Annotated in this window: 10 protein-coding genes; 4 read left to right on the forward strand and 6 right to left on the reverse strand. The window is 49.6% G+C overall.

The features are described 5' to 3' along the window. Positions 1–15: 15 nt before the first annotated feature. From AC58UW_RS24070 to AC58UW_RS24080, 3 genes are all read right to left on the reverse strand, one after another. Complete coding sequence (locus AC58UW_RS24070) at positions 16–1,551, reverse strand: extracellular solute-binding protein (RefSeq protein ID WP_497423126.1); 1,536 nt, start codon at positions 1,549–1,551, stop codon at positions 16–18. A 1,343-nt stretch (positions 1,552–2,894) separates the two neighbouring features. Next, positions 2,895–3,092 carry a hypothetical protein gene (locus AC58UW_RS24075; RefSeq protein WP_497423127.1) on the reverse strand — a complete coding sequence of 66 codons (198 nt, stop codon included), beginning with the start codon at positions 3,090–3,092 and terminating at the stop codon, positions 2,895–2,897. 12 nt (positions 3,093–3,104) lie between these two features. Then, a complete protein-coding gene (locus AC58UW_RS24080; protein ID WP_497423128.1) occupies positions 3,105–4,622 on the reverse strand; it encodes an extracellular solute-binding protein in 1,518 nt (505 codons plus the stop codon). Positions 4,623–4,771: 149 nt separating this feature from the next. Between AC58UW_RS24080 and AC58UW_RS24085 the strand changes: the two genes are divergently transcribed. Beyond that, complete coding sequence (locus AC58UW_RS24085) at positions 4,772–7,087, forward strand: helix-turn-helix domain-containing protein (protein ID WP_497423129.1); 2,316 nt, start codon at positions 4,772–4,774, stop codon at positions 7,085–7,087. Between the two features lie 119 nt (positions 7,088–7,206). On the opposite strand, the gene AC58UW_RS24090 is transcribed toward AC58UW_RS24085, so the two are convergent. The 3 genes from AC58UW_RS24090 to AC58UW_RS24100 all read right to left on the reverse strand — a co-directional run bounded on the left by AC58UW_RS24090 (position 7,207) and on the right by AC58UW_RS24100 (position 10,032). Beyond that, positions 7,207–7,491 carry a hypothetical protein gene (locus AC58UW_RS24090; protein ID WP_497423130.1) on the reverse strand — a complete coding sequence of 95 codons (285 nt, stop codon included), beginning with the start codon at positions 7,489–7,491 and terminating at the stop codon, positions 7,207–7,209. Positions 7,492–8,104: 613 nt separating this feature from the next. Next, the gene (locus AC58UW_RS24095; protein WP_497423131.1) at positions 8,105–8,941 is read right to left on the reverse strand and encodes a sugar phosphate isomerase/epimerase family protein; all 837 of its coding nucleotides are present in this window, start codon (positions 8,939–8,941) and stop codon (positions 8,105–8,107) included. A gap of 17 nt (positions 8,942–8,958) precedes the next feature. Continuing rightward, a complete protein-coding gene (locus tag AC58UW_RS24100; RefSeq protein ID WP_497423132.1) occupies positions 8,959–10,032 on the reverse strand; it encodes a Gfo/Idh/MocA family protein in 1,074 nt (357 codons plus the stop codon). A gap of 121 nt (positions 10,033–10,153) precedes the next feature. On the opposite strand from AC58UW_RS24100, the gene AC58UW_RS24105 reads away from it, so the two are divergent. From AC58UW_RS24105 to AC58UW_RS24115, 3 genes are all read left to right on the forward strand, one after another. Continuing rightward, the gene (locus AC58UW_RS24105; RefSeq protein ID WP_497423133.1) at positions 10,154–11,041 is read left to right on the forward strand and encodes a helix-turn-helix domain-containing protein; all 888 of its coding nucleotides are present in this window, start codon (positions 10,154–10,156) and stop codon (positions 11,039–11,041) included. 97 nt (positions 11,042–11,138) lie between these two features. Continuing rightward, complete coding sequence (locus AC58UW_RS24110; protein WP_497423134.1) at positions 11,139–11,942, forward strand: DUF2935 domain-containing protein; 804 nt, start codon at positions 11,139–11,141, stop codon at positions 11,940–11,942. An 815-nt stretch (positions 11,943–12,757) separates the two neighbouring features. Further along, positions 12,758–13,264: an SRPBCC domain-containing protein gene (locus AC58UW_RS24115; protein WP_497423135.1), complete on the forward strand. Its 507-nt coding sequence runs from the start codon at positions 12,758–12,760 to the stop codon at positions 13,262–13,264. The last annotated feature ends 105 nt before the right edge of the window (positions 13,265–13,369 follow it).

The following is a 13,369-nucleotide window of genomic DNA, read 5'->3' on the forward strand; positions in this document are numbered from 1 at the left end:
ATTCCTGTCCACGGCTTATTTTTTGTATAATGCGTTGTATTCTTCGATGATTTTGTTGCCTCCGCGGTTTTTCCAGTCCTCGACGGCTTTGTCGAATCCGGCTTTATCAATGCTGCCGTAGATGTATTTGTTCGTCGCATCTTTGATAACATCTTGGAGTTGAACGCCTTTTTCCAAGTTGGTTTTGGAATCAAGCGCTGCTACTGGGTCTTGCACAGCGAACTTCAGATTCGCGATTTTCAGCTCATCCGCTTTGCCTTGAGCAGGGATGGATGGAATTCCGAGCAGTCTACCTGACGTATCTTCATCGCCGATTGCTGCATCAGTGAACGGCTTCACTTCGCGTGTCCATTTCTCTTCATCCAGCTTCTTCGCTTTGCCGTCGACTACGCTGTAGTTAGCATCTTTGATACCCCAGTTTGCCAAGTTCGCAACTTCAGGCGTCATCATTTTGTCGAAGAAGGCCAATACTTTTCTTAGCTCGGCTTCGTTTTTGATTGCGGATTTAGGGAAAAGCACGACGTTCGCATAGCCTGGAAGCGCCCAAGCTGCGAATTTACCGTCAGGTCCTGCAACCATGCTGTGAACGTCTACAACGGCTGTTGGCACGTTTTTGACCAGATCCTTGTTCAGGGTCGAAACGTCCGTCATAGCTCCGATGTACATACCTGCTGTACCGTTGGTGAACAGTTTTTGTTGATCGGTTTTACTTGTTGCTGCGAAGTCTTTATTAATCAGGCCTTCATCGCGCAGCTTCTTGAAGTAATCCATCGACTTCACATATTCAGGGAACATGAACTCCGGCTGCAGTTTGCCGTCTTTCACGCCCCAGTTGTTCGGAACGCCCAACCAAGTCGCTGCTGTTTTGAATGCGCCGTAGATGAGATCATTACGGTCTGTGAGGCCGATGGTGTCTTTTTTGCCGTTGCCGTCTGGATCTTTCTCAGTAAATGCCTTCGCCATCGCGTACAGCTCATCCATATTTGCCGGCGGCTTCAAGCCCAGCTTATCGGCCCAGTCTTTCCGGTAAATGAGGCCTTGGCGGGCGATATCTACGCCACGGTACAGCGTGTACAGCTTACCGTCTACTTTTGTATTGTCATTCGTTGTGGACTTCAGCTTGCCGAGGTTCGGGAAGTCTTTGAGCAGCGGACCGATTTCCCAGAATTGGCCGTCACGGATTGCGGATTTCATTTGAATGAAAGTCGCTTGGTTTTTCAAGTACGTCACTTGCGGCAGTGCGCCGGTCGCGAAGGTTGTGTTCAGCTTCTCCTCGTACGTATCCGCCGGGAAGAATTGATAGGTCAGCTTTGTATTCGTTAATTTTTCGAGTTCTTTAATAATTGTATCTGGTGGCGTTTGTGCTGTGTTCAATGGCGCCATAATGGTGATCGCTGCTGGAGTTGTGTCAGCCGTTGCTTTTGGTGCTGTTGTACCGGCTGCTGCCGTTGTAGCTGCAGGAGTGGCCTTGCCTCCGTCTGAGCAAGCTGCAAGTGCAAAGCTGGATACGAGCATTATGCTGAGCGGAATCGAGACTAATTTTCTCTTCATATTTGTTAGACCTCCGTGAATTGTTTGTTTGCTACATATTCCACGATACAAGTTCTTAATTAGGTACCGAAATAATCATTTACTCACTTAGACCTAGTTCATCTAGGGATGTGAGATGATGATTATTTCGGAGGGAGATGATTATTGTGGGAAGTGGATGGGATGGGATGAGGAATCCCCATTGCCCTCCTCTCCACATCCCTACCCCCAGGGCAGATGGATGTGAGTGCGAGGCGGGGTTGGGGGTAGCTGGATGGAGAGAATCTAGTTGCTACAAACGGATCGAGGCGGATGTGGATGTGGGGTGCTCGGGTGATGCGGTATGGGTTTGAGAGTAGCTGGATTGTGGGGATCTGATTGTGCGGGATATGGAGGATCAAGTTGGATGTGGATGTGGAGTGCTCGGGTGATGCGGTATGGGTTTGAGAGTAGCTGGATTGTGAGGATCTGGTTATGCGGGATATGGAGGATCAAGTTGGATGTGGATGTGGAGTGCTCGGGTGATGCGGCATAGGTTTGAGAGTAGCTGGATTGTGAGGATCTGGTTGTGCGGGATATGGAGGATCAAGTTGGATGTGGATGTGGAGTGCTCGGGTGATGTGGTATGTGTGTGTGAGTAGCTGGATTATGAGGATCTGGTTATGCGGGATGGCTGATCAAGCTGGATGTGGATGTGGGGCGCTCGGGTAATGTGGGGGCTGGGGCTAATGAGAGAGAAACAGAAGAGAAGACGGACGTTTGTGATAAACAAATCCTGCAAAAAGTGCAGTAAATTCGGCGGTAATCAATAATTTTACCTCCAATCATGCAAAAAGTGCAGCTAAATTGGCGATTTTCACTTGTTTCAGGTAAAAATTAATGAATTACATGTACTTTTTACATGTTCGTCTTTAGAATCGGGCATGACGATATAATTTGCTGCACTTTTTGCAGTTTGTGGGGTTCGATGAGACACTCTTGAGCGTGAGGAGGCTCTCACGCTGGTGTTAAGCTTGTTTTGCGACGTTAACTTCAATCGGAGGCTCGTTCCCCACTCGTTAGCGTCGAAAAACAACGTTACGGCAGGGCTTCGAGCGTGAGCGAAGCTCTCACGCCGGTGTTAAGCTTGTTTTGCGACGGTAACTTCTACCGGAGGCTCGTTCCCAACACGTTAGCGTCGAAAAACAGCGTTACGGCAGAGCTTTGAGCGTGAGCGAGGATCTCACGCTCAAAGCTTGTTTTGCGACGGTAACTTCTACCGGAGGCTCGTTCCCCACTCGTTAGCGTCGAATAACAGCGTCACGGCAAGGCTTTGAGCGTGAGCGAGGATCTCACGCTCAAAGCTTGTTTTGCGACGGTAACTTCTACCGGAGGTTCGTTCCACACACGTTAGCGTCGAAAAACAGCGTTACGGCAGGGCTTTGAGCGTGAGTGAGGATCTCACGCTCAAAGCTTGTTTTGCGACGGTAACTTCTACCGGAGGCTCGTTCCCCACTCGTTAGCGTCGGATAACGACGTAACGGCAGGGCTTTGAGCGTGAGCGAGGCCCTCACGCCAGCCACAACGTCAACCCCTCACCTCTTCGAATATGCCTCATTATATTCCTGAATAATCTGACCGCCGCCTCCTCGCTTCCAGCGCTCAATCTCCTGCACAAAAGCAGCTTTGTCCAGTTTCCCCAGCATATAATTGTAAGTCGCGTCGGAGACGACTTTATACAGCTCCACGCCACGCTCGTCATAGGTTTTCGACTCCAAGCCCAATGTCGGATCCTTGACGACATACTTCTCGTTGTCCATGCTGAGCTTATCCGCCAACTGTGACAGGGACTCGCTCTCAGCGACCTGCTTCACCTGCGGATTGTTCAAGTCCGCTATCATGAGCGCATACAGCGCATTCACTTCGTTCACGCGAATCTTGGACGTCTCCTCCAGCAGCTGGACTTTGTCCCCAATGGTGGTATAATGACGCCCCTCCAACCCATACTTCATCAGGTTGGCGACATCTTTATCCATCGACCGGTCAAAAAATTGCAGCACCTGCTTTAATTCCGCCTCCGTGCGAATCGCTTTTTTGGAAAAAAGGTACAGCGCGCTGTAGTTCGGAATCGACCAGATCCGGAACCCCTTGGTACCTTCGATATGATTCACGAGCGTGAATTTAGCCGAAGGATTCACAAGCTGTACCTCGTCCGAAAGCCGCTGCACATCCTGCATGCTGCCAATATAGACGCCTGCGATGCCCCGAATCAGCTTATCGCGCTGTACTTCTTTACTGGTAACCGCAAAATCCGGGTTAATGAGCTTTTCATCATACAGCTTTTTCATAAAATCCATCGTTTCGACGTATGCTTGCGTTTCGAACTCCGGCACAAGCTTCCCATCCGCAACGCCCCAGTTATTCGGTGTACCGAAGTAGGAGCTGAGCGTTTTAAAAGCACCAAATACCAAGTCATTCCGGTCCGTCAGCCCGATGGTATCATTCTTGCCATCGCGGTCGGGATCGCCATACGTGAAAGCTTTTAACACTTGATAAAGCTCATCCACCGTCGTTGGCTTAGCCAGCTTCACATTGTTCAGCCAGTCCTCGCGTATAATGATACCTTGCCGGGATGACGGCCGCTCGGTGTACAAGCCATAAATTTTACCATCGACAGCCGCCTGTCCCAAAATTTCCTTGTTCAGCTGCTTCAGATTCGGATAAGCCGCCAAATAAGGTCCGATATCCCAAAAGGCGCCGGAACGGATCGAATTTTTCATCAACATGTAATCCGTATATTTCACATAGGTCGCTTTTTTTAGCGAGTTCGTGGTGAGGGCTGTGTTCATTTTATCGGTGTATATGCCATCCGGAACCCAATTCAATTCCAGCTTCGTATTCGTAAGCTTTTCAATCTCCTGAACAAGCTCGGGGTTAGGCGGATGCGGAAAATGAAGCGGTGCCATAATCGAAATGACAGGGCGGTCACTGCTCGCCTCATCGGCTCCCGTAGTGCTTCCTTTCGTGCAACCACTGATCAAAACAACCATCAGCAACCCGATGATATAGAGACGACCGCGCTTAAAACTTTTCACGTGTACATGTACACTCATGATCCTTCCCCCTTGCTGCAGCAGCGTTTTGCGGTCATAATCAGAGAAAATGATTATCCGCCAGACAGATGATTATTGCTCTTAACGACAGACTTGACTACAATACATAGATACAGAAATGATCATCCTAAGATAAGGTGTTGGCTGCGATGCCCAATTTAAGTTTTCTCAGCAAAATGACCATGTTCGGGTTCCTGCTCAGCACACTCCCGGTTATTTTTATCGGCGCTTTTGCCTTCATAACCTCGTCGAACGAGATCCAAAAAAATGTAAACGAAGGAAAAATGCAGTTAATCACCCAAATCAACTCCAATGTAGAGCAGAAATTAACGACTGTCAACCATACACTTAATCAGGTTATCAACTCCACTGTGCTTAAAAAGGCGATGGATATGCCGTTAACTGTAAACGATTTCATGATGTATGACGATCTGCGCAGCGAGATTCGGTACATGCAGTCTTTTGACACGAAGCTGGAAGATGTCATCTTGATCAATGCCCGCGAGAACTGGATGATTAAGAATTCAGGGTTGTACCGTTTTGACGGCTACCCTTTTTACGATAAATTGCTGAACCTGATGAACACACAGGAGAACAGCACGTGGATTACGAACCCGTCGAAGTGGTTTTTTACGGAGGAAAATGCCCGGAGCGTAACCTGCGATTACAGTATCTCACTGGTCAAAAAGCTGCCAACCACCGGTCTGGAGAAATACGGCTTGGCGATGGCTAACATTCCAGCCTGTTCCCTGCAGGATTTGATACAAAGCGATACCAAGCATCTTGAAGATATCCTGATTATGGACGAGCACAACCAAATTCTCATGCATCCGGATGCGAGCCTAATCGGTAAACCTATCTCAGAGGCCGGCCTGAAGGATCTAAGCCAGCTAAAGGCGCCTACGGGTCAATTCACTGCTGATATCGACGACATGCGCTATTCCGTGAGCTATCTGCACTCGAACTTGAATAATTGGACTTATTTGTCCTTAACCTCCATCGACAGCTTGACCACGGAGTCGCGCAAAATCGGAGTCTACACGATCTACGTCTGCATTCTGATGCTGCTCCTATCCATGCTGCTCGCTTGGCTCGGTTCGCGCAAAATGTACTCGCCCATCCAGCTCCTGCTCAATCAAATCGGGGGCCTCGTTACCGTCAATCAGAAACGGAAGGCCAACGAGTTCCAGATGATCAGCGAGCATGTCCATACGTTGTTCCAGTCCAAGTCCCAGCTGGAAAGAGAGGTTCATCAGCATATCGGCCAGGTGCGGACCTTCTTCTTGATCAAAGCTTTTCAGGGTCATATCAAAACGAGCGAGCTGCCCGATAAATTAGCCCAATTTGGCTACACGAAACATGTTGACGAGTGGAAAACAATGTCCGTCATTACGCTGCAGATCGACTCCATCGACAATACGCGTTATGAAAAAAGAGACATGGAACTGCTCCTTTTTGCCGCACACAATATGATTGAGGAGCTCATTCCTTCCGATCAGCGGCTCGCCCCGGTCATTATCGATCAGACCGTGGTGACCTTGATTGGAAGTCCCGACAGCGAAGCTGCCGCTTTCCGCAATAAGGTCTACGCCTTGACGGAGCAGATGCAGCAGCATATCTTCAGCTATCTGAATCTGCATGTCAGCATCGGGATGAGCCTTCCCATTCATGCTTTTTCGCAAATGTCGATTGCCTACAAAGAAGGACTTGAAGCTCTGAAGCATCGTATCAAGCTCGGCGAAGGCATCATCATTCAGTACGAGAATATTAACTCGGGCAAACATTTCTTGAATCTAAACTATCCTAAGCCGCTCGAAAATGAATTGATGGACGCAATCAAGGTTGCTGAAAAGGATAAGTCCAAAGAGCTGCTGCGACAGCTCCTGCAAGCCGTATTCGCCGCTCCGCTCTCGCCGCAAGAGTATCAGATTCCGCTTGCTCGGCTGCTCAACAATCTGCTGATGGTGATGCAGGAATCCGGTATCTCTTTGAATCAGATTCATCCGCACAAAGGCTCGCTCTTCGAGGAACTGTTGAATCTGCATATGACGGCGGAAATCGAAGACTGGTTCTGGACGGAAGTCATCCACCCGCTGATCCGCATCTACCGCGACCGGCAGGATGCGCAGTACCACAATATTTCCGAGAAAATTATCGATCTTGTGCAAAAATATTACGATACCGACCTCACGCTGGAGGACTGCGCTTCCAGACTGCATTACAATGCGAACTATTTAAGCAGCATTTTCCGTAAGGAAACGAATTGCTCCTTCAGCGATTATTTATCGGCCTACCGGTTTAACATGGCCAAGAAATGGCTGCTCGAAACCGATATGCCGATCAAGGATATCTCGTCCAAGCTGCGCTATAACAACTCGCAGAACTTCATCCGCTCCTTCCGCAAGCAGGAGGGTATTACCCCAGGGCAATACCGCGATAAGCAAAAGGAGAGTGCTGCTCCTTAGCGCCAAGCAACAACGAAACGAACGCCAAAAGCCTCCGGAACCACCAAGCCGTCGTTGGTGGTTTCGGAGGCTTTTGCCTCGTCTTTTATACAGGGGGAACTAGCTGGTTGTCCAGCTTTCTACTCGCTTGGTTCTACGGCTGCCTTTAGAGCGGCACGGTTGTTCCATAAGAACGAAACAACGCTGTTGCGTTCTTCAAAAAACGCTTCTTTTTCATCTAAGTAATCTTTACCGCGCCCGTGTACGCTGAAACGATCATCGTTGTAGTTCATCAGCGTCCACTGTCCCCCACGCTTGTTATCAGCGAACACAAGGTATAGTTTCTGGCCAGAAGGATCCCACTTCGCATACGACGAAAAGTTGTCCAAAATCAAGCCAATGTCATCCTTCTTTTTAATTTGCATGATCTTATCTCCTTTTCATTTTTATTTAGGCATATTTAGTAGAACAGGAACATAGTAAACGAGAATGCCTGAAAATGTTGTCGGACTGTGCGGATGGCTCATAGGAACCTTTGTCGAATGTCAAACTTTCTGGCATTTCGTGAGACTGCAAGCCTGAAAATGCGAAGTGAGCCGAGAACTTAAAGTCTCCGGCTCACTCTGAATTTAAATAACTGGAGTTTCTCCTGTTAAATTCAATTTTTTTTCAGTTTATCTTCATTTAACTGGAAATTCTCCTGTTATTCCGCCACGTTCGGGCAAATGAAGGCATTTCCTCCGGAAATAGATGGACAATTTCCCGTTATTTCAATCAAACCCTAATCTCCCGTACAATTAGCGGTAGTTTTTCCAGTTAAGTTACCTGACCTGCCCAGATGGGGCTGGGGGCTGGGGGCTGGGGGCCGGGGGTCCGGGGTCCGGGAGTCCGAGAGTCCGAAGGTCCGGGGGTCCGGGGGTCCGGGAGTCCGGGAGTCCGAGAGTCCGAAGGTCCGAAGGTCCGGGAGTCCGAGAGTCCGAAGGTCCGGGTGCTCGGGTCTGCCGTCTCGCTTACCGCTATCTGCCGCCACACAACAGCTTACAATCCCGCCGCCGCATACACTTTGTCAAAGCCCGCTTTGGAGCGCTGCACCAGGCTCTCCGGTGAATCCGCCGGCGGCGTTGCCGTCAAAATTTCCTGCGAAACAGCGCCTTTATAGCCGATCTTCGCCAAACCTTGCAGGAAGCCCGCCAAGTCGATCACGCCTTCGCCTGGATACACACGTCCGTTATCCAGCACTTCCTCCACCGGAACATCCGGCGCGTCGTTGATGTGGACGTGGACGATCTGCTCAGGGCGCAGCTTCTCGATGTCAGCTACCGTTAAACCGTTCGTGTACCAGTGGTACGCATCGAACAGCAAACCTACGTTGCTCTCGCCGATCGCAGCAATCCAATCCAGCGTCTCTTCGAGCGTCCAGATGAACGGATGCTTCCAGCGTGTGCGCAGATGGTGCGGCCCCACGAACTCTAGGCCAAGACGGATGCCGTAAGCGCCAAGGATTTGCGCGCAAGTGCGCAATCTGCGGGTAGCCAGCGCCATGAAATGCGCAGCATTCAGATCCGTCGATGGCAGAACGTACGTGCAGCAGCTCGTGCAGCCAAGCGCTGCAGCCGCTGCAGCTGCTTGTGTCAGCTTCGGCAGGTCAGCGCGGAAGCGCTCCTCGGACCCGCGCCATTCCACCGGCAGACCGATGGAGCCTATCACGAGGCCATGTTTGCTTAGCAGCTCGCGCGCTCCGTCTGCGCTGTGGCTCTCCACAAGGGCAAGCGCGTCGATATCGACGGCTTCAAAGCCGTATTTTGCCGCTAACTCTATGAACTGCTCATTGCTTTCCAACTTGCCAAGTCCTGCTCCCGTTAACCCTCTAAGCATCGTATTTCCCTCCCGAATTAGATATCCCAGTTTAGTTTAACTTCATTCCCTGTCCGGGAAGATTCATAGATGGCATCGAGAATTAAATTATTCGTAAAGCCGGATAGCGCAGACGTAATCGGCTGTTTACCTTCCCGAATGCACGTTAGGAAATGTCTGCTGAGACGCAGGCGCTCCCCTTCATCATTCTCAGGCTTTTTCAAATCTGTCTCGATAGCCCGATTGAACTTCTCTGTCAGCAGTTTACCGGACGCTCCCTTATAGCTTGCGCCGCCATCAGAGCCCATCAGATGAATGAACGGCGTATTGTCCGTATCCATATGAACCGCCCAGCTTACTTCCAGCGTCAACGTGCTGCCGTCTTCCATCCGGATGAGCGCCGTAGCCAAATCTTCCACGTCATACGTACCGTTCCAATTTGGCGTCCCCCACGTACCAATCCCCTTCTTGCGAGGACCGAATTCGGCATAAGTAGCACCAAAGACAGCAACTGGCTTCGGATTACCCATCAGGTAGAGCGCAAGATCCAGCATGTGAACCCCAATATCAATCAACGGGCCTCCGCCCGATTCGTCCATTTTCGTAAACCATGTGCCCCAGCCTGGAATGCCTTTGCGGCGGAACCAGCCTGTTTTGGCAGTGTAGATTTTGCCTAGCTCACCGGCATCAACCTGCTCTTTGATCAGCTGCGGTACAGCTTCCCAACGCATTTGGTGACCAATCATGACCACTTTGTCCGAAGCCTCGCTGGCTTTCAGGATCTGTTTTGCTGCTGCAGCATGAATACCCATTGGCTTTTCAATCAGCACGTGCTTGCCAGCTTCAATAGCTTGTACAGCAAGTGAAGCGTGATGTTGGTTAGGTACACCAATTATGACTGCATCAACATTGTCACTATGAATAAGCTCTTCAGGGCTAGCTGCTACGTAAGCAATGCCGTATTCTTGGGCTTTTGCTTGCGCCAGAGGCAAGTAGGCGTCTGTAATCGCCGTAATTTCACAGGAATCCGCCAATTTCGAAAATTCGCGTATATGCACGCCGCCGATGTTACCAGCACCAATAATACCTATTCTAATTTTACTGCTTCCCACGCCCTGTTCCTCCTCATAAGTACATCCTGTACGACCTGCTTTTATGATAAAATAAAGGCAGTAGAAAAACGCACCTATATTTCGGAAAACGTCCCATTTCTTCGAAGGAGAGTAGCTGAGTATGACGTATTTTCCCGACTATTTGAAAACGTACCCAAACATGCACTCATCCTTCCCTTTTCATATCAGTAAAAATACGCTGGGGCACGGCTTTCGCGCACATCGCCACGATTTCCTCGAGCTGTCCTATGTCATTGAGGGCACGGGGTCAGAAAGCATTAATGATGTCAATCATGAAATGAGGAAAGGCACCTTCACGTTCGTATTACCTTATCAGGTGCATGAGATTTTCACAGACCCAGGACAAAAGCTGGTCTTGTATAACTGCATGTTCAGCATGGATCTGTTGATGGAATCGGGGAGCGATCCCGGTCTGTCAGGGCTTCTAGGTGAGATGACGGCCCTGCCGGCTTACGTCCAGCTGCACGGACAGGATCAGATAACGATGCTCGCTCTTCTTGAGGAAATGTATCAGGAATACAACGGCACCGAACGATATAGACAGATACTTATAAAAGGCAAACTAAAAGAAATTCTCATCCGCTTCGACCGCCATCGTTGGAAGCAAGCTCCCCTTGCAGAGGTAGAAGCGATCCCGCTTCACGGTGCGAAGACGCATCACTCAGTTTGGCCTATCATTCATTATATCCACCTCAACTATCAGGAAGAGTTGGCCTTATCGGACCTTGCTTCGAAGTTCGCGATGAGCGCTTCCCGAATCTCTGAGGTGATTAAGCAGACGACTGGCCAGACTTTCGTCCACTTCCTGCACGACCTGCGTTTGCGCCATGCTTGCAGCCTGCTCGTATCTACGGAGATGAGTGTAACGGAAATCGCGCTTGAGGTCGGATACGGTTCGTACAAAACGTTCTCCCGCATTTTCCGGGAAAGCAAAGGCATCGTGCCCAAAGATTACCGCAAGGCGGAGCATCATCGCCGGGTAACGTGAGTAAAGGGTCGTCCCAGTTAAGCCTGGAGTGGTCTATCTCCTCCTCCAAGCGATTATACTTAACATAGTATATTTGACTAAGAGGAGAGTGCTGATCTTGTCCAATGAGTTTGTTGCACGTTCTTTGGAAGAAGTGCGGTTTTGGTCCCGAATCATGAAGGAACATTCCCTCTTTCTAAAGCTTGGTTTTCGCTGCGAAGATACTCAACTCATTCAGGAAGCCAATCAATTTTACAGCATTTTCGAGCAAATTGAAGGTAAAGCCCATTCGTATACCGAAGCGACTGATCCAGCGCAGATACAGCGTTTTAACCTAGAAGCACATTCAGCTGCAACACATATCTGGGCTTTTAAAAGAAAAGTTCTTGGGCTGATCATTCAATGCAAACTGCCAGGGGGCAATAACTTCCCTCTACTCGTCGATCATACGAGCCGAGAAGCCAACTATTTCAGGAATCGGCTAGAGGAATTAAACACAGGAAGACTGGATCCATTACCCGACGCGATTATTCATGAAAATGTTTTCTTCCTTCGCATTATGGCGGATCATGCCAAATTCATCGGACATTTACTTGACCCGTCAGAGCGTCAATTAGTGGAGCAAGCCCGCAATTTCAGCCACGACTTCGATCAGCTGTTATTTCAAGCGATTGACCTCAGCGGCATGCGGCCGCAGTCGCAAACAGAGCCGCTTCTGGATCAATTCCTGGATCAGAATCGCGTTTCCGTTGTTTCGCTCCGCGACTTCAAGAAGACGGCCAGAGATTTAATCGAAGCTTGCAAGATCAAAAGCATCATCCATCCGCTGCTCGCTGACCACGTGTTTCGGGAGGCCGAAAGGTTTCTGTTCATCATTGATGCTTTTGAAGTGGCGCTCACGGGGAAACAGGCCGGGGCCTAAAATAAGAGCTAAGGCTGCTACGGAAGGTAGGTCTACCTTTCCTTGGCGGCCTTTTTGAATTAGGGGGAACTGTGGTCCTCTATTTCCGCGCAACCTGCCATTTATCGCGATTAGTGGGAACTACAGTCCTCTATTCCTCCATTTCCAAGCCATATGGTTGCTTTCATCCCAAAATAACACCCTGTAGTTCCCCCAAACTGCCAAACCCAGCTCATCGGGCTTAAATAACGCCCTGTAGATCCCTTCACACCCGTTCGTGCGTTACCCATCCGTTATCCATCCATCTTCATCTATTCATTCATCCACGCATCCACCCGTCATCCATCCATCTTCATCTATTCATTCATCCACGCATCCACCCGTCATCCATCCATCTTCATCTATTCATTCATCCACGCATCCACCCGTTATCCATCCATCTTCATCTATTCATTCATCCACGCATCCACCCGTCACCCATCCACGCATCCAGACAGCCACACGATCATACTCAAAATAAACCGCCACCCATCAGGAAATACTACTCCAATCTCCGCAATCACCTGTCTTCATATATTCCTTGACAGGAATATTCCTAGTAAAGTATATTTAGAGCATGAATTCGACGATGAGTGCTCTCGCAGAGCCCCACCGTTTACACATTGTCGAACTCTTGCGTGGCAGTCCCCTGAGAAAGGGAGCACAAGCCTTAGCGCTGTCGCTGCAAGTCTGCAAGTCTGCCGCGGGTCCCACTTCAAGGTGGAAGGGAGACCCGACCTGCTTTTATTTTACTCGTACAGATTGAACCAATTTTAAACTTATGGAGGTACTCACCCATGTCCGAAACTACAAACGCCCGCTCGTTAGTTATTACACGCACGTTCAACGCTCCACGCGAGCTCGTCTTCCAATGTTGGACGAAGCCCGAGCATCTGATGCACTGGTGGGGACCGACAGGCATGCAACTGGAGGTATCCACGTGTGATGTTCGCCCAGGCGGCATGTTCCACTTCAGCATGAAATCCCCTGACGGCTTTCAAATGTGGGGCAAATTCGTTTATAGCGAAGTTTCCCCTCCGGACAAGCTTGTCTACACGAACTCATTCTCCGATGCGGATGCTAACACAATACGTGCTCCGTTCAGTCCCGTTTTCCCGCTTGAAATTTTGAATATCGTAGCCTTTGAAGAACAGGATGGCCAAACGATTGTCACGACTAGCGGCGGTCCTGTAAACCCAACCGAAGAAGAAGCTGCTTTCTACGCTTCCATGATCGAGAACATGGAACAAGGATTTGAAGGTACCTTCCGTCAACTCGACGAGTACTTGACGAAACTTGCTTAACGTCCTATGCACCGGCTCACCAGAGCCGGTGCTTTTCTTTTGACGTCACAAAACCGCCCTGTTGGGCCGAATACTATAGGAAGCTGAATATTTTTCGGCAGCATT

Source organism: Paenibacillus sp. J22R160 (assembly GCF_059692135.1).